This window comes from Acinetobacter sp. YH16044, from assembly GCF_013417145.1.
Taxonomy (GTDB): domain Bacteria; phylum Pseudomonadota; class Gammaproteobacteria; order Pseudomonadales; family Moraxellaceae; genus Acinetobacter; species Acinetobacter amyesii.
Map to the genome: position 1 here is coordinate 79156 of NZ_VPEK01000006.1, position 20978 is coordinate 100133.

The 20978-nt window shown below is 41.1% G+C and carries 24 protein-coding genes, 4 tRNA genes and 1 riboswitch; of the genes, 21 read left to right on the forward strand and 7 right to left on the reverse strand.

Annotated elements, in window-relative coordinates:
- Positions 1-38: 38 nt before the first annotated feature.
- Positions 39-1322: a glutamyl-tRNA reductase gene (gene hemA / locus FTV38_RS06105; RefSeq protein ID WP_180021950.1), complete on the reverse strand. Its 1284-nt coding sequence runs from the start codon at positions 1320-1322 to the stop codon at positions 39-41.
- Between the two features lie 78 nt (positions 1323-1400).
- Between hemA and FTV38_RS06110 the strand changes: the two genes are divergently transcribed.
- The 11 genes from FTV38_RS06110 to panD all read left to right on the forward strand — a co-directional run bounded on the left by FTV38_RS06110 (position 1401) and on the right by panD (position 7542).
- On the forward strand, positions 1401-3113 hold the full coding sequence (locus FTV38_RS06110) for a hypothetical protein (protein ID WP_180021951.1): 1713 nt from the start codon (positions 1401-1403) through the stop codon (positions 3111-3113).
- A 9-nt stretch (positions 3114-3122) separates the two neighbouring features.
- Entirely contained in the window at positions 3123-3701 is a 579-nt protein-coding gene (gene lolB, locus FTV38_RS06115; RefSeq protein ID WP_180021952.1) for a lipoprotein insertase outer membrane protein LolB, read from the forward strand.
- Between the two features lie 28 nt (positions 3702-3729).
- Positions 3730-4569 (forward strand): 4-(cytidine 5'-diphospho)-2-C-methyl-D-erythritol kinase, encoded by an 840-nt coding sequence (ispE, locus tag FTV38_RS06120; protein WP_180021977.1) that lies wholly within the window; start codon positions 3730-3732, stop codon positions 4567-4569.
- Positions 4570-4572: 3 nt separating this feature from the next.
- A tRNA-Gln gene (locus tag FTV38_RS06125) sits at positions 4573-4647 on the forward strand.
- 38 nt (positions 4648-4685) lie between these two features.
- Positions 4686-4760, forward strand: a tRNA-Gln gene (locus FTV38_RS06130).
- A 28-nt stretch (positions 4761-4788) separates the two neighbouring features.
- Positions 4789-4863, forward strand: a tRNA-Gln gene (locus tag FTV38_RS06135).
- A 91-nt stretch (positions 4864-4954) separates the two neighbouring features.
- Positions 4955-5029, forward strand: a tRNA-Gln gene (locus FTV38_RS06140).
- Between the two features lie 37 nt (positions 5030-5066).
- Positions 5067-6020, forward strand: coding sequence for a ribose-phosphate pyrophosphokinase (locus FTV38_RS06145; protein WP_078191360.1), 954 nt, complete (start codon positions 5067-5069; stop codon positions 6018-6020).
- Positions 6021-6118: 98 nt separating this feature from the next.
- Positions 6119-6415 (forward strand): 50S ribosomal protein L25, encoded by a 297-nt coding sequence (rplY, locus tag FTV38_RS06150; protein ID WP_168378105.1) that lies wholly within the window; start codon positions 6119-6121, stop codon positions 6413-6415.
- Positions 6416-6435: 20 nt separating this feature from the next.
- Positions 6436-7011, forward strand: a complete 576-nt coding sequence (gene pth, locus FTV38_RS06155) for an aminoacyl-tRNA hydrolase (RefSeq protein ID WP_168378106.1) — start codon at positions 6436-6438, stop codon at positions 7009-7011.
- 150 nt (positions 7012-7161) lie between these two features.
- Entirely contained in the window at positions 7162-7542 is a 381-nt protein-coding gene (gene panD / locus FTV38_RS06160) for an aspartate 1-decarboxylase (RefSeq protein WP_180021953.1), read from the forward strand.
- A 73-nt stretch (positions 7543-7615) separates the two neighbouring features.
- Here the strand turns inward: panD and FTV38_RS06165 are convergent, their stop codons facing one another.
- Both FTV38_RS06165 and FTV38_RS06170 read right to left on the reverse strand, forming a co-directional pair.
- Positions 7616-8230 carry a GDYXXLXY domain-containing protein gene (locus FTV38_RS06165; RefSeq protein WP_257220650.1) on the reverse strand — a complete coding sequence of 205 codons (615 nt, stop codon included), beginning with the start codon at positions 8228-8230 and terminating at the stop codon, positions 7616-7618.
- A complete protein-coding gene (locus FTV38_RS06170; protein WP_180021954.1) occupies positions 8227-10068 on the reverse strand; it encodes a DUF2157 domain-containing protein in 1842 nt (613 codons plus the stop codon). Before FTV38_RS06170 ends, FTV38_RS06165 begins: the two co-directional genes overlap by 4 nt.
- Before the next feature lie 170 nt (positions 10069-10238).
- A riboswitch (FMN riboswitch) is annotated at positions 10239-10392 on the forward strand.
- A gap of 103 nt (positions 10393-10495) precedes the next feature.
- Between FTV38_RS06170 and ribB the strand changes: the two genes are divergently transcribed.
- Positions 10496-11155 (forward strand): 3,4-dihydroxy-2-butanone-4-phosphate synthase, encoded by a 660-nt coding sequence (gene ribB / locus FTV38_RS06175; RefSeq protein WP_180021955.1) that lies wholly within the window; start codon positions 10496-10498, stop codon positions 11153-11155.
- An 87-nt stretch (positions 11156-11242) separates the two neighbouring features.
- Here ribB and FTV38_RS06180 read toward each other — a convergent pair whose 3' ends face one another.
- Positions 11243-11854 carry a LysE family translocator gene (locus FTV38_RS06180; RefSeq protein ID WP_180021956.1) on the reverse strand — a complete coding sequence of 204 codons (612 nt, stop codon included), beginning with the start codon at positions 11852-11854 and terminating at the stop codon, positions 11243-11245.
- Positions 11855-11915: 61 nt separating this feature from the next.
- Positions 11916-12404 carry a DUF1289 domain-containing protein gene (locus FTV38_RS06185; protein WP_180021957.1) on the reverse strand — a complete coding sequence of 163 codons (489 nt, stop codon included), beginning with the start codon at positions 12402-12404 and terminating at the stop codon, positions 11916-11918.
- Positions 12405-12592: 188 nt separating this feature from the next.
- Between FTV38_RS06185 and FTV38_RS06190 the strand changes: the two genes are divergently transcribed.
- The 5 genes from FTV38_RS06190 (at position 12593) to FTV38_RS06210 (ending at position 15963) form a co-directional block, all read left to right on the forward strand.
- A complete protein-coding gene (locus FTV38_RS06190) occupies positions 12593-13525 on the forward strand; it encodes a rhodanese-related sulfurtransferase (RefSeq protein ID WP_180005054.1) in 933 nt (310 codons plus the stop codon).
- Positions 13526-13719: 194 nt separating this feature from the next.
- Entirely contained in the window at positions 13720-14016 is a 297-nt protein-coding gene (locus tag FTV38_RS06195) for a hypothetical protein (RefSeq protein ID WP_078192186.1), read from the forward strand.
- A 364-nt stretch (positions 14017-14380) separates the two neighbouring features.
- A complete protein-coding gene (locus tag FTV38_RS06200) occupies positions 14381-14992 on the forward strand; it encodes a DedA family protein (RefSeq protein ID WP_111885305.1) in 612 nt (203 codons plus the stop codon).
- Positions 14993-15012: 20 nt separating this feature from the next.
- Positions 15013-15423, forward strand: a complete 411-nt coding sequence (locus FTV38_RS06205; protein ID WP_180021958.1) for an ABZJ_00895 family protein — start codon at positions 15013-15015, stop codon at positions 15421-15423.
- A 123-nt stretch (positions 15424-15546) separates the two neighbouring features.
- Entirely contained in the window at positions 15547-15963 is a 417-nt protein-coding gene (locus tag FTV38_RS06210; protein ID WP_180021959.1) for an ABZJ_00895 family protein, read from the forward strand.
- Positions 15964-16043: 80 nt separating this feature from the next.
- On the opposite strand, the gene FTV38_RS06215 is transcribed toward FTV38_RS06210, so the two are convergent.
- Complete coding sequence (locus tag FTV38_RS06215; protein ID WP_078191372.1) at positions 16044-16568, reverse strand: YecA family protein; 525 nt, start codon at positions 16566-16568, stop codon at positions 16044-16046.
- A gap of 67 nt (positions 16569-16635) precedes the next feature.
- Positions 16636-16845 carry a PA3496 family putative envelope integrity protein gene (locus FTV38_RS06220; protein WP_078191373.1) on the reverse strand — a complete coding sequence of 70 codons (210 nt, stop codon included), beginning with the start codon at positions 16843-16845 and terminating at the stop codon, positions 16636-16638.
- 399 nt (positions 16846-17244) lie between these two features.
- Between FTV38_RS06220 and rpoD the strand changes: the two genes are divergently transcribed.
- The 4 genes from rpoD to FTV38_RS06240 all read left to right on the forward strand — a co-directional run bounded on the left by rpoD (position 17245) and on the right by FTV38_RS06240 (position 20975).
- Entirely contained in the window at positions 17245-19134 is a 1890-nt protein-coding gene (gene rpoD, locus FTV38_RS06225) for an RNA polymerase sigma factor RpoD (protein ID WP_078192191.1), read from the forward strand.
- Positions 19135-19261: 127 nt separating this feature from the next.
- The gene (locus tag FTV38_RS06230) at positions 19262-19549 is read left to right on the forward strand and encodes a YbeD family protein (RefSeq protein WP_078191448.1); all 288 of its coding nucleotides are present in this window, start codon (positions 19262-19264) and stop codon (positions 19547-19549) included.
- Between the two features lie 157 nt (positions 19550-19706).
- Positions 19707-20366: a lipoyl(octanoyl) transferase LipB gene (gene lipB / locus FTV38_RS06235; protein WP_180183115.1), complete on the forward strand. Its 660-nt coding sequence runs from the start codon at positions 19707-19709 to the stop codon at positions 20364-20366.
- 75 nt (positions 20367-20441) lie between these two features.
- Positions 20442-20975, forward strand: coding sequence for a hypothetical protein (locus FTV38_RS06240; RefSeq protein ID WP_180011534.1), 534 nt, complete (start codon positions 20442-20444; stop codon positions 20973-20975).
- Positions 20976-20978: the final 3 nt, after the last annotated feature.

Sequence of the window (20978 nt, forward strand, 5' to 3'; positions counted from 1 at the left end):
CAAGCTGTGAATGACCTTTATTTAATGAATAAGTTTATTTATTTCTTTGGTTTACGGCGATTTTCAGCCACATTAACTAAATCTTGTTCTAACATTTCAAAATAAGCAGGGTCTTCCGCCATTGCTGCATTTCGCAGCACGATAGAAGTTGGATGCAGCAACTTTTGGGTTAAACGATGTGACATTTCTTGCATAATCTTCGCAGCATCTTCGCCCTTTTGTAGACGATTCAGCGCCAAAGCCAGTTCTTCTTGACGCAATGACTCACCATGTTCACGGTATGCATGAATCGTCGAGCCAGCCAAATTCACTTTTTGCTGCGTGATTAAATCTGTCGCAAGCTGATTGACCATGACTTCGGCTTCAACTGCCGCCTGACGACGCTGAGCCAAATTTTCTTCAATGACAGTTTGCAGGTCATCGACACCATATAAATAAACGCCATCTAGACTTTCAACTTTGGCTTCAATATCACGGGGTACCGCCAAATCGACCAACAACATTTGTTTATAACGACGTTTTTTCAGTGCTGCTTTGACATCCGCAAAATAAATCACTTGATGCAAGCTTCCGGTACAACTTGAAATTACATCTGCACGATGTAAATTGTCTGCCAAATCTGCAAAATCAATAATTTCAACTTCTACACGATGAGCAATCTCTTGCGATAAAGCTTCGGCACGGGCACGTGTACGGTTACAGATAATAATTCTGCCCACACCCATTTCGGCCAAATGCTTTGCAACCAAGCTATTCATTTCACCAGCAGCAACAATCATCACCGTCAATTTTTCAGGCTGACTAAAGACCTGTAAAGCGAGCTGAGCAACAGCATAGCCCATCGACACCGCATGACTTCCAACGGCTGTTTCAGAACGCACACGTTTTGCCGCATAAAAGGCATATTCAAAAATACGGTTTAAATTTGGGGAAACGGTTTCGGCATCTTTGGCTAAGGACAAAGCCGTTTTGACTTGACCTAAAATTTGAGGCTCACCAAGCATGAGCGAATCCAAGCCGCTAGCCACACGCATGAGGTGTGTCACCGCTTGTGCATTTTCATAACGATACACATGATTTGACAATTGCTTTACATCGATACCATTTGATTGGGCGAGCCAATTCAATACCACGTCTGCATTTTCAGACATCGCATAGACTTCGGTACGATTACATGTAGACACCACCACCATGTCATTGAGTTCAGGCGTATGGCTTTGCTGTTCAAGCAGTGCAGTTAACTTTTCAGGGTTAAATGCAATCTGTTCACGCAGCTCTACAGAAGCGGTTTGATGGTTGACACCCAATGCAAAGAAAGACATATCAGATCATCATTTCGCTAAATTTATGCTATTGTGCAACATCGATGTCATAAAAAGCATTACTTGGATCAAGAAAAATTGCGTCTAACAAATAGCCGACTGAACGGCCAGACAATAAAGCAGTATTCTACCACATTCTTACTTGTTGGTAGCATGGCTTCTACTGCCCCAATTCGGGCCGTGGGAGAAGTTTACCATGCAAATTCAGGATATGATGCAATTAAACAAAGTATGATTGCGGAATTTGCCTTAGCCTATAACGACATTCCAACCGCGCTTCATAACTACACCGTGCTTGCAATCAAAAGTAAATCCACCATGGTCAAACAACGTGCTTTAAACGTTGCAATTGAGCAAAATGATCTACAAGCAGCTTTAGACATTGCCACACATTGGGTCGTCCAAGAACCTGAAGATGTCCCGGCATTATTTTATTTATCACATATTGCCCTGAAAGCCCATGAATATGAGCTTGCCGCAGAAACACTTGATAAAATTTTAATCATTGACCCGAATGCAGATTTAGAACAAATTTTGGCGGGTATTTCCCCTGAATCAGAGGAAGATCGCGCTTATCTGATTCAAGCACTGACCGCTAGCAAGGAAAAAACCAACCCTTCTATTTTGGTCTTAGTCGCAGGTTTACAAGCTCAAAATGGTGCCTTTGCTGATGCCTTAGACACCATTAATTTAGCACTGAAAAAACGCCCGAAAGTGACTGGCTATATCTTAATGAAAGCCAATTTACTTATGTCGTTAGGTGATGAAGAAGAAACCTTAAAATGGTTCGAAAAATCCAGCCGTAAACACCGCAACAATATGGAAGTTCGCTTAGCAGAAGCAAAATATTTAATTAAAATCAATCAGTCAGAATTAGGTCTAGAAAAACTCGAAGATATACTAAAGAAATGGCCATCTGCTGAAGAACCGCTATTTATGGCAGGTTTGACCAGTATTGACTTAGAGCTTTATGAAAAAGCCGAAAAGTATTTGGTGGAGTTACGTTATTCGAGCAAATACCAAAATGAAGCGTATTACTATCTCGCAGTAAATGCTGAACGCAAACAGCATTATGAAACGGCAAAAGCCTATTATCGCCTTGTTGATGGCAGTCTTTATACAGTTTCACGGCGCAATATGATCAGCATTTTTAGCCAGCAAAATAAGCTGCATGATGCACTGCGCTTTTTAACCCAAGAGCGGGTTAATTATCCTCAACATGCCAGTTTTTTATATCTTGCTCAGGCAGATATTTTAAAACGCATGAACAATAAAAAAGCAGCAGTCCGTTTGCTTGATGAAGCGGTAAGAAACTTACCTGAAGATCCTGAGCTCATTTATGCCGAAGTTCTACTGCTCGACGCCCATCAAGATAAAGATAGACTCGACCAATTACTAAAACAATTACTTGAAATTGAACCCAATAGCCCGACCTATTTAAATGCATATGCCTATACCTTGGCGGTACAAAATAGACGCTTAGATGAAGCCCGAAAATACGTCGAACATGCCTTAGAATATGCTCCTGAGCAAGCCTCAATTTTAGATACGTTCGGTTATATTTGTTATTTGCAAAATGATTTTAGTACATCTGCATCTGTTTTGGCCAAAGCGTATGAACTGAGTAATAGTTTAAAAATTGGCATTCGCTATGCACGATCAGTCTTCATGCAAGGTGATATGAATAAATTTGACGCGTTGTTACAACAACTCCAACAAAAACATCCGAATGATCCGCAATTAGAGCAACTACATTCGTTATTGTTACCCCAACCCATGAAAAAGAGTTAGAAAGACTTTATGCAAATATCTTCAAAATTTGGGGTATCTGCCCTGACCTGCTGCGCTTTATTTTTTACCGGTTGTCAGCAATATGTTAAAACACCCGATCAACCCAGCCCTGAAGAAGTCGCTGCAAATCAATTCAACTTACAAGGTAAGATTGGTGTGCGCACGCCACAACAGTCAGGAAGTGCTTTTTTTACTTGGGTTCAAGACCGCAATGAATATGATATCGAACTGAGTGGCATATTAGGTGTTGGAAAAACTCAAATCAGCGGTAAACCCGGTCAAGTTCAACTCAATAGTGCAAAAACCGGTTTGATTGAAGCAGCAACACCAGAAGAATTACTCGAACGTGCTACCGGTTGGCAAGCTCCCATTACCCACCTCATCGACTGGGTACAGGCGCGCCCTGCAACCACACAAGCAAAAATTCAACGCGATACTGCGCAGCGCCCACAACAGATTATTGAAGATGGTTGGACGGTTGACCTAAGCTATAACGAGACTGCGACGGTACCGAACAAGTTAATTTTAAAACAAGCACTTGAATCCGGTCAGGAAAACCGTATTACAATGGTGATTCAAAATCGTTAATTTGCCTAAAAGCTGAGCTATGACTTCTGTGATTCGTGTACCTTCTCCTGCAAAACTCAATTTGTTTTTGCACATTACTGGCCGACGTCCTAATGGATATCACGAATTGCAGACGATTTTTCAGCTCATCGATTTATCTGATTGGATGGAATTTCACCCACTTGCAAATTCTGCTGATGAAAATTTTATTCAAATTGAGGGCTTAAACAGCGTCAATCTAGAGCAAAATTTAATTTATCGTGCTGCTCAAATACTCAAACCGTTTGCTAAAGCACTGACTGCACAAAAAATCCACATCGAAAAAAATATTCCGATGGGTGCAGGGCTCGGTGGTGGTTCATCCAATGCAGCCACCACCCTAATCGTGCTCAATCAATTATGGAAATGTGGTCTAAATACTGAACAACTAGCAGAACTCGGCTTACAACTTGGGGCAGATGTTCCCGTGTTTGTACATGGTCTAAATGCATGGGCTGAAGGCATCGGTGAACACTTAACATTCATAGATTTAGCTCAAAAACAGTACATTGTGTTAAAACCTGACTGTTTTATCAGCACTCAACTGCTTTTTTCACAAAAAACGTTGACAAGAGACTCAAAGCCCACTAAATTTTGCGGCTATCAGGAAACGCCATCTGATTTTGGAAATAACTTTGAGCCTGTGGCACGAAGCTTATATCCCGAAGTCGATGAAGCAATGCGGTACTTAGATCAGTTCGGTATAGCAAAGCTTACAGGTACAGGTGCTTGTGTATTTACTGAAGTGACTGAAAATATGAATATTGATGACATATTGAAAAATGCACCATGTAAATCTTACTTGGTTCGCAGTTTGCAAGAATCACCATTACGTCATTTTGAAGTTTGATATAGGGGCGTCGCCAAGTGGTAAGGCACCGGGTTTTGATCTCGGCATCCGTTGGTTCGAATCCAGCCGCCCCTGCCATCATTTTTCACCTGTAGATGTAATTGCTGTAAAGTATTAGGGGCGTCGCCAAGTGGTAAGGCACCGGGTTTTGATCTCGGCATCCGTTGGTTCGAATCCAGCCGCCCCTGCCATTTACTTTATTCGCTATTTCATCAATTTAGGGGCGTCGCCAAGTGGTAAGGCACCGGGTTTTGATCTCGGCATCCGTTGGTTCGAATCCAGCCGCCCCTGCCATTTACTTCAAAAAAGACAGAGCATAATTTGCAGTATCTTTGTTGTTTCAACTTGACAAAATACCGTAAAAATATTAAAGTTCTGCCGCATTAGGGGCGTCGCCAAGTGGTAAGGCACCGGGTTTTGATCTCGGCATCCGTTGGTTCGAATCCAGCCGCCCCTGCCATCTAATTCTCCAATTTGCCAACCGCCAAGGGTGCTTCATGCCCAATCTTGTCGTTTTTAGTGGATCTGCACATCCACAATTCGCCCAAAAAGTCGTTAGCCACCTTCACATCCCTCTAGGTGCTGCATCTGTAGGTCAATTTTCTGACGGTGAAATCGCTGTCGAAATTACTGAAAATGTTCGTGGTAAAGACGTATTCATCGTACAACCAACTTGTGCTCCAACTAACGATAACCTTATGGAAATCTTAGTTATGGCTGATGCTTTGCGTCGAGCAAGTGCTGGTCGTATCACTGCTGTCATTCCTTATTTTGGTTATGCTCGTCAAGACCGTCGTCCACGTTCAAGCCGCGTGCCAATTACAGCAAAAGTTGTTGCAGATATGCTCACAACTGTTGGTATTGACCGCGTTGTCATGATCGACCTTCATGCTGACCAAATCCAAGGTTTCTTCGATATTCCTGTAGACAACATCTACGGTACTCCTGCACTTTTAGCAGATCTTCGTCAACAGTCACACGACAACTTAATGGTTGTTTCTCCTGACGTTGGTGGTGTAGTACGTGCGCGTGCTGTTGCTAAGCAAATGGGTGATATCGATCTTGCGATCATCGACAAACGCCGTCAAAAAGCGAATGAATCTCAAGTAATGCACTTGATCGGTGACGTTAAAGGCCGTGACTGTGTCATCGTTGATGATATGGTGGATACAGCAGGTACATTGTGTAAAGCTGCTGACGCACTAAAAACTTTTGGTGCTCGCAAAGTTGTTGCTTACGCAACTCACCCAGTACTTTCTGGTAAAGCTTTAGAAAACTTGAAAAACTCTGTGATTGACGAATTGGTTGTAACAGACACCATTCCGCTTTCAGAAGAAGCTCAAGCTCTTGGTAAGATTCGCCAAGTTTCAGTTGCAAGTATGGTTGCTGAAACAATTCGTCGTATTAACAACGAAGAATCTATTAGCGCAATGTTCGATTCTTATCTATAATATAGCGCTAAATTTAAAAGCCCTGCCTTTTGGTGGGGCTTTCTATCACTAGACTGGTCGAAGGTCTAGTCAATTAAACTTAAATAGGAATGTCTATCATGGCAAACTTCGTATTAAATGCAGTAGCACGTGAAGAAGCAGTACAAGGGAAAGGTTCGAGCCGCCGCCTTCGTCTTCAAAATAAAGTACCAGCAATCATCTACGGTGGTGCAGCTGAACCTGTAGCAGTTACTTTAGAACTTCGCGAACTTGTTAAAGCTTTAGAAAGCAACGCGTTCTTTGAAGAAGTTGTTGAAATCAACATCGACGGTAAAGCTGAAAGCGTTAAAATCCAAGCTTTACAACGTCACCCAGCTAAAAACACTCCTATGCACGCTGACTTCAAACGCGCATAAGTGTTAAATGGTGTAAATGAGTGAGCAAACTTTCACTGATTGTTGGTTTGGGTAACCCAGGTTCTGAGTATGCCCAAACCCGCCATAATGCAGGCTTCTGGTTTGTAGAACGCCTTGCAGAACAATATGGCATCCAACTTAAAGCTGATCCTAAATATAAAGGCATCAGTGGTCGTGGTAATATCGAAGGTCAAGACGTTCGTCTGCTGTTACCCACAACCTTTATGAACCTCTCAGGTCAAAGTGTTGTTCCCTTCGCCAAATTCTATCAAATTGCTCCTGAAGCAATGCTTATCGCACACGATGAACTCGATATGAACCCGGGTGTCATTCGCCTGAAAACGGGCGGTGGTCATGGTGGTCATAATGGTTTACGCGATATCGTCCCGCATATTGGTCCAAATTTCCATCGTTTACGTATTGGTATTGGTCATCCTGGTTCTAAAGAACGTGTCTCAGGCCATGTTTTAGGTAAAGCACCAAGTAGTGAACAAGGTTTAATGGATGATGCAATTGCACATGCCTTATCACGTACTAAATTGTTGGTAAGTGGTGAGATTCAGCAAGCCATGAACCAGATCAATGCTTACAAATAGAACTGACAATTCCACAAATTGTTGAACAATACTTATTGCCATCTGAATGATTTCAGAGCAAAATGCGCTTGCATTTGACTGCTCACCCAGCATTCAAGAGATTGTTCCACCATAAGATACGATCTTAGGTCTACCAAGGAGACGCTAGCCATGCTATCTCGTTTATTAAAAGCTAAAATCCACCGTTGCGTCGTTACACAAGCAGAATTACATTATGAAGGTTCTTGTGCAATTGACGGTATTCTTCTAGATTTAGCCGGTATCCGTGAATATGAAGAAATTCATATGTGGAACGTGACTAATGGTAAGCGTTTTACCACTTATGCCATTCGTGGTGAAGAAGGTTCTGGCATTATCTCTGTAAATGGCGGTGCTGCTCACCAAGCAGATATTGGTGATTTGATGATTATTGCAACTTTTGGCGATTTCACAGAAGCTGAAGCAAATGTACATAAGCCACGTTTAGTCTATGCGAACCCAAATAACACAGTGAACCACACAGCGAACTGTATTCCAGTTCAAGTTGCTTAATTCAAGCATTCAAAGATTCTAAATGCCCGCAAATTTGCGGGCTTTTTTATGCGATCAATCACATAATCCGCTTTTATTCACTTCGTGGCCCCTTCCACCAAACTTTCTTCTGCTCACACAGAAGTGACTGCAGGTTTTCACCCACTAGACCCACCAATAAGGGCTGACCATTTTCCTGTACTTTCAGCTCTGCAAATTGCGCATCGCGATAGCACGGTTCCAAGCCTTCGGCAAACAAAAAGCTGCTTGCAGCGGGATATAAACCCTCAAATCTATTGTCAGGATTTTTGAGCACCAGTTTTGTAGATGAGCTTGGATACTGCACTAATAACTTTGGATTGAAACTGGTTCGAATCACTCTACGCTGTGCATCAAGCTGCACATAACTCACAATACTTTTTTGATCTACAAAATAGTCACGGTGTACATTTTCTTCTTTGTTCGCTTTGGCAGCCTGCCCATTAGCAGATTGCTCTTCAGAAGGCTGACCACCAAAATAGAGCTGATAATTCAAGGCCATATAATCTCCTTGAATCAAAGAGCGAGGATCGACCGGTTGCAGCTTTACATAAATACTCTGACTGTTTGCCAGATGCCATTCATGCCGTGCAATCATCAGTACAAATAAAAGAATACTGAGTACAGCCAAACCAATAGGAAGCATTTTTTTATTGAGTATGTTCATCATGCTCCTTCCCCTTGTTTATGCTGTATCGCAGTTAACATTTTGGTGATGCCAAGCAGCAAAAGACCAGAGATCAAAATCGTTAAACTTTTCAGTAAAAAGCTCAACCCTAAATTGTAATACAGCATCCATAAGCTAAAAATGATCAACACGATGCAAAGGGCTTTAACCAAAGATTGCTGATAGACCTGCGCCCATGCCAATAAAACCAATAACAAGAAAATTTCAAAATAGCCCATCGCAATCAGCACAAGGCCCAATAGCAGTAACAGCCATTTTTCGCGCCCCGTCTGTTTTTGCTGATTTGCGATGTAAAGGCCAAGCCAAACCACAGGCAGTAGATAAACGATAAACAGGTCAAGAACACCATGTTGGGTCTGTTCAAAATGTAGAACGTTATTTGACAAGGTCTGCAACACCACACCCGCCAATACGATGCATAACATCCACAACACAACACTTTTTCGATACATCGAGTGCAACCAAGCTGTTGCACTCCCGAGCAAGAAAATCAGTAGAATATAATTCAATCCAATCACAGCTAAGATGACATGTTCATCGCTCATAAAAAGATCGGCATCAAATAGTGTGGCCACTGCAAGGCCATATCCTGCAATGAGTTGAATAAAAACAATAAACCAATGCATTCGACTAAACAAACAGAGCAAGATAACGCCAATTTGTAATACTAAAATAAACCCAATGCTATCGGTCAAGCTCTCTGTATGTATGAAGACCGCAGATTGGCCACATACCCATAAGCAGTAAGCAAATTGGCGACTAAAGATACTTTTAGCTCGTCGAATCAACCACCAAGCCACAGCCACAAAAACTAAGCCCATGACGATTGAAAACGCCTTCCAATAGGTCAGCAATAAGCTCGATAAAATAATGCCTGCGAACCATGCCCCAATCGCTAAAGGAATAACCGCAAATTTAGTCTGTGGCAGAAATTTCATCAGTGCCCAACTGATCACCGCAAACCAAGCAAATATCAGCAAGGCAAAAACCAACAATCCTGCACTCGAGTCAGATAAAATATGTTCTGCCCATTGGAAAATCAAAATACTGAAACTCGCGGCGAGACCTGCAGCTTGTAAACTGGTTTCTAATGCACGATGTTGTCGATAAAAATAGATAATCAGATAAATTGGAAGCAACAATGCAAAAATTAAATATTGCCATTGATACTGCTCTGCCCCATTTCCGCAGTATAAAAACATGCAATACATCGACATTAGTGTAATAAATGCAACAAATACAAAGCGCAGTGCAGCATAATATTTCAAACACAAGGTCACACATATTGCGGTCAATACATTCATGCAGAGTAAATACCACCATGAATGATCAACGATTAAATAGCTTTGTTTAAAATATAAAAATAATGCCAATTGACTGATCAAACACAGTAACGCAAAGACTCCAATATTCGGTCGAGATAACCAAGGTAAAAGCAGCAAAGCCCAGACCAAAAATAACAGATAACTGTCTGCTCCTGTTTGATAGACCTGCCCAATCACAGCTAAACTTAATCCGAGCAACAAAGCACTTAAAGCATCTAAGCTTTGCTGAATCCAAGCATGCCTTACAAAATATACACTCGTCACAGCACTCAGTACCAACAGCAACATTGGAATTGCCAATTGAATAAATTTGGGTAACATCAGCCAGTTTGCCGCGATCAAATACACGAAACTGGCTGCTATCAGTGCAACACCGATCACTTGCAGATACCGAATGACCTGTACATCTTGGAACAGATCTGTTGAAAACTCTTGATCTAACTGTGAACGATGCAGCTTTATATTCTGCTGCTGAGAATGCTGAGGAAGCGTCATTTTTTATCATTATGCAATCATGGTTGATTTATCGGCACGATAGCATGCTTTGGCACACTTTATAAAAATGCTTACAAATCCAATCTTATAACTTTACTTATCTAAAATTTTGCAAATGATTCTACGCAATAATTCCCCATCACCACACAAACAGGTCTATACTCAAGACACATCGCTTCAGGGCGGGGTGAAACTCCCCACCGGTGGTAAATTTGCTGGGTTGAACGCCCTGCAAAAAGCCCACGAGCCAATCGTTTAAACGCGATTCGCAGATCAGGTGCAATGCCTGAGCCGACGGTATAGTCCGGATGAAAGAAGACGACGTCACATCTCTATATCATTGATCATTTTCAATATATATCGTAACGCCACTATTTCACATGTCCTGAAATGTTCAACCGTATCTAAAATTTACGCGAGCGTTTCAATGTCTAGTTTAATTCAACCCGAAATTTTCTTTTCTGCCCTTCCACCTGCAGAACAGCGCATGCTGCAAGCCTTAGAAGACATTCGTCAAGGCAAGCCTGTTTTAGTCATGGACGATTTTGACCGTGAAAATGAAGCCGACCTGATTGTTGCAGCAGAAACACTGACTGTAGAAACCATGGCACGTATGATTCGTGACGGTTCAGGGATTGTCTGCCTGTGTTTAACCGATGCTCAGGCTAATCATTTAGAACTTCCACCCATGGTGTCTGATAACTCTAGCCATTTTAAAACTGCCTTTACCGTCACCATTGAAGCTGCGGAAGGTGTTACTACTGGAGTTTCAGCAAAAGACCGAACAACTACAGTCAAAGCCGCAATTAAAGATGGTGCTGTTGCTAGTGACTTAAACCGTCCGGGTCATGTTTTTCCTTTACGTGCGCGTGAAGGCGGCGTATTGACCCGTCGTGGACATACTGAAGGGACTATTGATTTGGCACGTCTGGCCGGTTTAAAACCTGCAGGTGTTTTGTGTGAATTAACCAACCCAGACGGCACAATGGCCAATGGCGTACAAGTTTTAGCGTATGCACAAACCCATCATTTGACTGTACTCACCATTGACGAAATTGTGCAATATCGTTTACAGCACAATCTCTAGTGCGAATTAATTAAAGCTCTACACATTCATAAAAAGGCTGATTGAATCAGCCTTTTTTATTTTTTACTGCACATTTCAAGTTAAGAATTAAACCGTGAATATGCTATAGATCCCGTAGATGGCAACTACCACTAAAATCAGCCCACACAGTGCCAACAATTTTTTATACCAGCGTGATTTCGACAATCGATGAAAAGACAAATACACCAAAGACAAAGTTGCGAAATCTAAAACGATCCAACTCAGGGTCAACACAATTAAACTCAGATCAAGATGAGGAGTAATTCCTACAAACTGCGGAAAAAATGAAGCAAAGAAAATAATATCCTTAGGATTTGAAATCCCCACGATCAGTCCTTGCTTAAAGCCCCCTTGTGCTGCTTTTAACTGCAGAGATTGTGCAGTGGGCTGTATAGTTACTTCTTTTAAAATATCAAACCCAATATAAGCAATATATATACAACCCAGTATTTTGATGCCATCGAGCCAGTGCGCATTCACATTTAAAATGCCTTTTAAAATACACACCGACAGTACGATCAAAATCAGTGAAGCAAAATTCGTCCCGACAATGGTTTGAAATGCCTTTTTATAGCCGCCTTGTAAGCCTGCACTTGCGACCAACAGCATGACAGGTCCAGGCGTTGCAATCATCACGATGACTGCCACACAATATAAAAAGTACTCCGAATAATTCACGCTGAGATTCCTTCACTTATTTTTTAGATCACGATAAATTTCATACATAAAAAAAGAGGACTTAGTCCTCTTCATCCATGTTTTGCAATAAATGCAAGCGAATGGCATCTGCTCTTAAGAATGCCAAATCATAGCTGGCTGTGGCGAGTGCCAAAACGCGACGCTCAAATTCATCCCACAACGGTCGCACCTGTTTGTAATGTATCCCGAGTCCACTTTCATCTGTGAAATGACGGTTTTTTTCGCAGAGCTTGAGTGCGTGATACAGTTTACGGCCTTTGCTTGCATCTGGACGTAAGCGAACTCGCTTAGACAAGACAAAGCCTTCGACATGGATGAGATCTGCTTGCGGCAACATCGGTATTAAAATTTGATCTAATTGTGCATCTAAACGACACCAAATGGCCGTGTGTTGCTCTGCTGTATAGGTATTCCATTTTATGACTTCATGGTTAAAGCGGCGGCAACCACGACAGACTGAATCACCAAATACCGTAGAACAACGCCCTGCACATGGGGTTAACGAGGCAATTCGACGATCAGTACTCAAAACCGGCTCCATTCAATCAATATTTATGGGATAAAAACAACTCGGCATGACTATACACGCTAAAACTACTGAAATGAAGCTATGATCAAATGTGTGGTTAAAAGCCATCGCTTTACTCGCTTATTCATCCAAATCACGGTAGAATGTGTGCCTTAATTTTTATCCTGTTTATTCATTTGGAGTACTCCATGAACGCTACTGTAGAACAGCTTGCACCTGTAGAACAGCAAGCGACCTCTGGTTGGGTTGTTGCCGCACTTTATCAATTCAAAGAAGTTCAAGATCCTGCCGATCTTCAACAACGTCTTTTAGACTTGGTAAAAACCATCAACCTTTGCGGTACTCTAATTGTGGCAGGTGAAGGTATTAACGGTACTGTTGCCGGTGACCGTAAATCTGTAGATATCATCCATCAATTCCTTCTCAATGAAGGCTTCAATGCGATGGAATACAAAGAATCGCATAGTACGGATAAACCATTCCGTAAAATGAAGATCAAACTGAAAAAAGAAATCGTGACTTTAGGTGTGGAAGTGAAACCACGTGATTTAGTCGGTCACTATCTTGATCCTAAAGAATGGAATGAACTAATTACACGTGATGACGTAATCCTAATTGATACACGTAACGACTATGAGTACAAAGCAGGTACATTTAAGGGTGCGATTGACCCGAAAACTGAGACTTTCCGTGAATTCCCTGAATACGTGAAAAAAGAGCTTGAGCAACATAAAGATAAGAAAATTGCCATGTTCTGTACAGGCGGTATTCGCTGTGAAAAATCAACCTCACTTTTACTTCAAGAAGGCTTTAATGAGGTTTATCACCTTAAAGGCGGTATCTTAAAATATTTAGAAGAAACCCCTGCTTCCGACAGCATGTGGGAAGGTGAATGTTTCGTATTTGACGGTCGTACTGCTGTCACTCACGGTATGGAAGAAGGCGAAAATATCAAATGTCACGCATGCGGTTGGCCACTGGCTCCTGCTGAAGTTGAACTTCCGAGCTACGAACACGGCGTATCATGCAAATACTGTATCGACAAAACTACTGAACAGCAAAAAGCAGGCTTCCGTATGCGTCAATCACAAATTGTGGCAGCAAAACGTAAGCGTCTCTAAGGAAAATTTGTTGTAACGATATATAAATAAAAGCCCTATTTTTAGGGCTTTTTTTACGCATTCTCAACAGTGACTTAATTTTTTTGACAAAATAACTATATCTGGTTATTTACGAGAATCAGTTCGCGCATTTATGCTTATTCTGATCAATTGATCCGAGAAAATCATTATAGATAATTGAAAAGGAAAGCATTATGCCAAAATTAATCAACTCTCCAATTGCAACCTCAAGGCGCCTTGCTTTACCCGCTCCCCGTGTAAAAGAAAGTGTAGGAGAATTAAAACACCTCCTTAACCAACAGTCGCATATTTTGATAGTCAGTATTGCTACATGCATTGGTGCAATTTTTGCCTTATTTATTGCTTATACATTGCACTTACAACCCACTATGCTCAACATTCTTGGACTGTGTGTGATTCCATTTGCTTTATCTCTAAGCTTACGCCAAGTCTATATTCACACACTGTTAAATATGGAACATGATGATTAATTTACGCACCTTGCAACGTCATTTATTGCAACCTAGTCCTACGCTGTTCAGTATATAAAACAATTTTTTAAAGCTGCTAAAGCTCCGACATCAAAATAAAATCCAAACTGAACAGCGTACACTCGATACTATAAAAACTATGATCCAAGCCTTTCAATTATTCAGCCTTATATCATTCAGCATTGCTTAATGCCCTCACGCATTGATACATTTTCCTTCTAATTCAGCCTACGTGCTACTTAATACAAGATGAACTCAATATTTGTTGTTTTACTTAGGTGGTTTCAGGAATATTTAAAACGGAACTTTACCCACTGCGCTTTTCAACATAGGATAAATACACCTTTTCTCTGCCTTAGCTACCATGACTTTAACTGAATGGATCATTTCAATCATGGAACAATTGGGTTATCTCGGTATTGCCCTGCTCATGTTTCTTGACAATGTCTTCCCCCCAATCCCCTCAGAAATCATTATGCCCTCGGCTGGCTATTCTGCCTCCCAAGGTCAACTACTCCTCATTGGTGTCATTATTTCAGGTTGTGTCGGTTCTTTACTGGCGGCTGCATTGCTATATTGGATTGGCTATAAATTTAAGCATGAATCCATCTTTCACTTCGTCGATCGCTATGGAAAGTATTTATTTATCAAATCGGCAGATGTAAAAAAATCTCTAGCATGGTTTGAGCAATACGGTCACCGCATTGTATTTTTCGGACGAATGATTCCAGCTGTGCGTTCTCTCATTAGTATTCCTGCTGGAATGAGCCGCATGCCATTTTGGAAGTTTATGTTTTATAGTGGTTTAGGTACGATTATTTGGACCACTTTTTTAGCTTGTATGGGTTTTTATTTAGGTGAAAATCAGCAGTTAATGCAGCAAATATTTAGTAAAGTTGGCCATGTGATTATTCTGATCACAGTCATCATTATTGCTTGGATTTTGTACCGTCGACATCAACGTCGACCTCGTTAATTTTTTGTTTTGGGGCTTAAATGAAACACTATCTCCTACACTTTGCTGCTGTTTATAGCATCGCCTTGGTGCTTTTGATTACCGTATTAATTTTTGGATTAAATCTTGGTGGTATTACATTAATTCCTACATTGGTGGCATGTGCATTAATCAGCGTTGGGCATTTTGTAAAGAAAGAACAACGTGTGCCTAGCAACCATGAAAAGATCCAACTGGTTTGGGGCTCCAGTGCCGTTGCAATCATCATTGGTAGCTTTTTTGTGCTGTTCTTGGTGCTGATGAATCCCAATGCCGAAAGCATTATGAAGTCTGTGGATAATGCAGGCATTGGGCTAACTGCTGTAATTATGCTCTGCATGGTCGCCATTCATGGCACGATATTTCATATTGCCTACGGTTGGTATGCAGACTACTGCGCTAAAAAATTATAAATTTTTTTAACTTATTCCGTTAGAATTTGAATCAATACCCTTCACTGAAACTTAAAATTGAGTGAAGAAACTTCGGGCAAGCTATACTCGCTCTTTATAAAACGAAAACATGAACATTAAATAATGAAAAAATACATTATCACATTTAGCATTGCTTATGCCCTCGCCATGGTCGCTGTCGCAGCCATAGAGTCTTTCTTTGATTTACCCGGTGGTTCATCCATTACCTGTCTCATCGTGGGCGGTTTTGCTGCGGCATCCAGCTTTGTTAAAGACCATCAGCGAGTGCCAAATAAGTTAGAAAAGCGAACTTTGATTTGGAGCTGTATTTTAGCTTCGGTTCTCATCAGTGTCGTTGCTACAGTCATTTGTCTCTTGATCTTCCCTGAAACCCAAGCCTTTATTCAAATGGCGCTAACGCAATTACCCGCTTGGGTCTGGCTGCTTGCTATCAGCTTTACGCTACTGATCCATTATCTTGTGTTGGCTTTATCTTTTGGATGGATGGCGAAAAGCTTTTTAAAAGCCAAACGCAGTTAAGCATTAAGATTGATTTTGAATTAAAAAAGTACGGCGCTAAAAAAAGCACCCCAAGGTGCTTTTTTTAAATTTCGTCGAAATTAATTTGGTGTGTGATACATCAAATATAATTCGTTCAAATTGGTTGGGATTTCTTCTGCAAGTTCATCCATCAACTGACCATTGCGACGGAAAGATTCCATTTGTGGATCTTCTTCATCAATGCCGCTGAACACCATGATTGGCAAAGTTAAATCAACCAATTGTTCTTCAAACTCGTCGGTGAACCATGCATCTTCGTTTAGGAACATGGCATCAACGAAGCCAACACTCCAGTCACCAAGACTTGATTCAACATCGGCTTCTTCAATTTCAAATGGAAATTCAATACCATCTTCATTGGCAAGATTCTGACGAATCGATTCGAGCCATGCTTTTACTTGCGCAATAATTTCAGCAGGTACTTTTTTCTGATTGTTATCAAAAAGTTCGTCTAGCCATTTATCAAAAGCTGGGCCTACTGCAATTGCACACAAAAAACCATGAGTCGCTGCAAAATCTAGACCATGCTCGTTGTCATCGCCGTCTAGATAGTCACTCAAAAGGTCTAAATCTAAAGCACTCATTTCAAATCCAGAGTTAGAAACTTAATGCGTAAGCATAGCATTTTCAAGCGCTATGCTAAATCGCTATTTAGTCTTCTTCGTCATCAAAATCATCGTCATCGTCGATGTCGTAATCAAAATCTTTAAGCTCACGTTCAAGACGGCGCTGAGCCAGAAGGTCATCAATAAGTCGGCGCTTTTCTAACGATTCTTTCGCGCTAGTTTTTGCACTGGCCTCATCGAAATTCACATCATCATCACCGTAGTTATCATCTAGTTCAAAATCTGTAGAAGACACCAAAACTACCTCATAATGAAAAAAATTGAAGGGGTCTAGCCGCTATTTATATGGGATATAAAATATTGTCAAGTTTTATTTGTTTTTTTAACAACTAAACTTTAAAAATAGGTCTTTTTTTCTTACCAAAACCTGTGGCATGATATAATCCACCCTGCGTCCTTCATTTTTATGACAGTCAAAGATGACTCGTAAAATAATCGATGCATGGGATGAACTTGAAAACAACAATTTCAGCCCCACCTAAATTACTGAATTTAAATTTTTAATATCTCATTGGACAGCTTGATGCTGTACCGTCCTAATGGGATAAGCCAGCTATTAACAAGATTTAATGAGACGATCGTGCTAAAATGCACGGTTTTTTACTGCCACAGATTCAACGAAGAGTAAGCAAAGATGAGCGATATGACTTCCCCTACTTCTCAAGTAGCGGCTCTGATTAGCCGAGGCAAAGAGCAAGGTTACCTAACTTTCGCCGAGGTTAACGATCATCTCCCGGACTCAATCACTGAAAGTGAACAGATTGAAGACATCATTCAGATGTTGAATGACGTGGGTATTCCGGTACATGATCGTGCACCAGAAACTGACGATACAATGTTTGAAGGTGGCAGCGAAGCGACTGACGAAGTTGCTGAAGAAGAAGCCGCTGCTGTACTTGCATCTGTTGAAAATGAACCCGGTCGTACCACTGACCCTGTGCGTATGTATATGCGCGAAATGGGTACAGTTGAGCTTTTGACACGTGAAGGCGAAATTAGCATTGCAAAACGCATCGAAGAAGGTATTCGTGACGTTTTACATTCTATTGCTTATTGGCCAAATGCAGTCGAAGTTGTATTGCAAGAATATAAAGATTATGAAGCGGGTGAACGCCGTTTAGCTGATATTCTTTCTGGTTATTTAGATCCAGAATCTGACGAAGCCATCCCTGAAGTGATCGACGAAGATGATTCTGAGATCGATGAAGATGAAGCGTCAACCAACAAGCCAACTAAAGATGTCAAACTTGATGATGACGATGAAGAAGAAGAGTCTGAAGGTGATGATGATTCTGAAGGCGAATCTGGTCCAGATCCTGAAATTGCTAAAGCACGTTTCACTGAGCTTGAACAAGCATGGTTAGTCACTAAAGCTGCAATTGAAAAACATGGGCGTAACAGTAAAGAAGCTGCTGCTGCACTTGAAGCACTTGCAACTGTGTTCATGATGTTCAAATTCACACCACGTTTATTCGACATCATCTCTGATTTGATTCGTAATACCCATGACCAAATCCGTACTTCTGAACGTGAAGTTATGCGCTATGCAGTACGTCGTGGTCGTATGGACCGTACTCAATTCCGTACGTCTTTCCCAGGTCAAGAATCTAACTTTGCTTGGTTAGATGAACAAATTGCTAAAGCACCTGCAGAAATGAAAGGCTATCTTGAAAAAGTCCGCCCTGACGTTCTGGCATTCCAACAAAAAATCGCTGACATCGAGAAAGAACTTGGTTTAGATGTTAAAGGCATCAAAGACATTTCTAAACGTATGTCGATTGGTGAAGCGAAAGCTCGCCGTGCGAAAAAGGAAATGGTTGAAGCTAACTTACGTTTGGTAATTTCGATTGCGAAAAAATACACCAACCGTGGTTTGCAATTCCTCGACTTGATCCAAGAAGGTAACATTGGCTTGATGAAAGCGGTGGATAAATTCGAGTATCGTCGTGGTTATAAATTCTCTACTTATGCAACTTGGTGGATTCGTCAGGCGATTACGCGTTCGATTGCCGACCAAGCACGTACTATTCGTATTCCAGTACACATGATCGAAACCATTAACAAGATCAACCGTGTATCTCGCCAACTTCTTCAAGAAATGGGTCGTGAACCTACACCAGAAGAATTAGGTGAACGTCTAGAAATGGACGAAGTGAAAGTTCGTAAAGTGCTTAAAATCGCGAAAGAACCAATTTCAATGGAAACACCAATTGGTGATGATGAAGATTCGCATCTTGGTGACTTCATTGAAGACGGTAATATCACCTCTCCTATTGACGCTGCAACGTCAGAAGGCTTAAAAGAAGCAACACGTGAAGTTCTTGAAAACTTGACTGAACGTGAAGCGAAAGTCTTGAAAATGCGTTTCGGTATCGATATGCCAACCGACCATACCTTGGAAGAAGTGGGTAAACAGTTTGACGTAACACGTGAACGTATTCGTCAGATTGAAGCGAAAGCATTGCGTAAATTACGTCATCCTTCACGCTCAGAACATCTGCGTTCATTCCTTGAGAATGATTAACCTATAACTAGGACAATGCAGGCTTGAATATGGGGTTTTCCGCCCCATATTATGAGCATGTAGCAAATAATTCCAAATACCTGCTCATTGCAGGTATTTTTAAATAATGAGGTGTCCCATGACTGATATGACTAATCGCGCTCCTTCACGTGAATTGCAAGAGCATCTTTGGGTCTTCCCTATGGACTACCCTATTAAATTGATTGGTAATGCAGGTGAAGAACTTCGCCTTGCAGTGAATGAAATTTTTGTTAAACATTTTCCTGATTTTGATGGCAGTAAAATGACTGTGACTCCATCTCGTACAGGTAAATATCATTCAATTACTGCTCAATTACGTTTCGAAGAGTTAGAACAAGTACATGCGGTCTATGCGGATTTAGCAGCTTGTAAACACATTCGTACCGCGCTGTAATTCTGTTGATTTAAATAAAAAAGCACGCTTTCGAGCGTGTTTTTTATGTCTAAGTATAATAGTAATACCCTCAAGTAATTCAGTATTTAACCCCCCTTTTGTACGTCTAATTCATTATAATCCATACATGACTTTGATAGAAAAGGACACGAAATACGTGACTGAAACTGTTCAAAAACCCGAATTAATCATTCGTCAATATAACCACCTTACCCCTTATGCAGACCGCTTTTTAGAGATGAAAACTCTCACTGAACAGCGAGATGAAAACTCACCTGATGAGCTGTGGATATTGCAACATCCCGATGTATTAACTCAGGGGCAAGCTGGCAAACCTGAACATATTTTGGTGCAAAGTAACATCCCTGTGGTACAAACAGACCGTGGTGGACAAGTCACTTGGCATGGACCGGGTCAGTTGGTCGCTTATTTCATGTTTGACTTAAATCGCTTAGGTTGGAACGTGCGTACGCTGGTTTCCTATGCAGAAAACTTGATGATCGAACTGCTGAAAAAGTACGGCATCGACGCTTATGCCAAGCCTGATGCACCCGGTGTTTATGTTGCAGAACGCAAAATTGGTTCTCTCGGTTTTAAAATTCGTAAAGGCCGCAGTTATCACGGTTTGGCACTGAATATCGATTGTGATCTATTTGGTTTTCATACCATTAATCCATGTGGCTATGCTGGATTAGAAATGGTTCGTATACAAGATTTGGTGCAAGATTACCCTAAATTTGAAAACTTATGCGTCGATATCATTGATACTTTGAAAAACAGTGGTTACTTTAAAGACGTAACAGTCAAACAACTATAAAAGACTTTGCTTTCTCAAATAAAATAATTTAGAGTAAAAGCTCTAAATTAATAATTATAGATAAGGGATGTACACGTGATTGCAACTAAATCCGTTAAACCCGCGCTCCAGCAGGCCTATGTCAAACTCATGATGGATGTGATTGGCAGAGGTCTGGTCATGGCGAGCCAGGTCGATGAAGAAATTAAACAAGAAGTTGCTAAATTTCCAGTTAATTTTATTTTATCTATGAATGTTTTTCCTAATGGTGCTGCATTTGTCGCGCAAGTCACGGAAGACCATCAACTCAAACTCCTCACACCCGGCACTCAAAAGCCTGACTTAACCATTACGTTTAAGCATTTGAATCATGCCTTTTTGGTCTTCTCATTTCAAGAAAGTACCGCACAAGCCTTTGCCAATGACCGCATGATCGCCGATGGTGATTTGTCTTATGCCATCCGACTGGTGCGTTGTCTCAACAAAATGGAAGCGTTAATTTTACCTAAATTGGTGGCTGAATTGGCTGTCAAAGAATATCCAACACATTTAAGCCTAAAAGAAAAACTGAGCGGTGCTGCAAATATTTATTTAAAAGTAGCCCAGTCTTATTTAAAACGGAGCGCATAACAC

Excerpts from the sequence above, each read along its gene's own strand:
- FTV38_RS06170 (WP_180021954.1), bottom strand. The coding sequence starts at position 10,068 with ATGACGCTTCCTCAGCATTCTCAGCAGCAGAATATAAAGCTGCATCGT.
- FTV38_RS06195 (WP_078192186.1), top strand. The coding sequence starts at position 13,720 with ATGCCAAAATTAATCAACTCTCCAATTGCAACCTCAAGGCGCCTTGCT.
- ribB (WP_180021955.1), top strand. The coding sequence starts at position 10,496 with ATGTCTAGTTTAATTCAACCCGAAATTTTCTTTTCTGCCCTTCCACCT.
- FTV38_RS06210 (WP_180021959.1), top strand. The coding sequence starts at position 15,547 with ATGAAAAAATACATTATCACATTTAGCATTGCTTATGCCCTCGCCATG.
- FTV38_RS06200 (WP_111885305.1), top strand. The coding sequence starts at position 14,381 with ATGACTTTAACTGAATGGATCATTTCAATCATGGAACAATTGGGTTAT.
- FTV38_RS06215 (WP_078191372.1), bottom strand. The coding sequence starts at position 16,568 with ATGAGTGCTTTAGATTTAGACCTTTTGAGTGACTATCTAGACGGCGAT.
- FTV38_RS06190 (WP_180005054.1), top strand. The coding sequence starts at position 12,593 with ATGAACGCTACTGTAGAACAGCTTGCACCTGTAGAACAGCAAGCGACC.
- hemA (WP_180021950.1), bottom strand. The coding sequence starts at position 1,322 with ATGTCTTTCTTTGCATTGGGTGTCAACCATCAAACCGCTTCTGTAGAG.
- panD (WP_180021953.1), top strand. The coding sequence starts at position 7,162 with ATGCTATCTCGTTTATTAAAAGCTAAAATCCACCGTTGCGTCGTTACA.
- rplY (WP_168378105.1), top strand. The coding sequence starts at position 6,119 with ATGGCAAACTTCGTATTAAATGCAGTAGCACGTGAAGAAGCAGTACAA.
- lolB (WP_180021952.1), top strand. The coding sequence starts at position 3,123 with ATGCAAATATCTTCAAAATTTGGGGTATCTGCCCTGACCTGCTGCGCT.
- FTV38_RS06145 (WP_078191360.1), top strand. The coding sequence starts at position 5,067 with ATGCCCAATCTTGTCGTTTTTAGTGGATCTGCACATCCACAATTCGCC.
- FTV38_RS06165 (WP_257220650.1), bottom strand. The coding sequence starts at position 8,230 with ATGATGAACATACTCAATAAAAAAATGCTTCCTATTGGTTTGGCTGTA.
- FTV38_RS06205 (WP_180021958.1), top strand. The coding sequence starts at position 15,013 with ATGAAACACTATCTCCTACACTTTGCTGCTGTTTATAGCATCGCCTTG.
- rpoD (WP_078192191.1), top strand. The coding sequence starts at position 17,245 with ATGAGCGATATGACTTCCCCTACTTCTCAAGTAGCGGCTCTGATTAGC.
- FTV38_RS06230 (WP_078191448.1), top strand. The coding sequence starts at position 19,262 with ATGACTAATCGCGCTCCTTCACGTGAATTGCAAGAGCATCTTTGGGTC.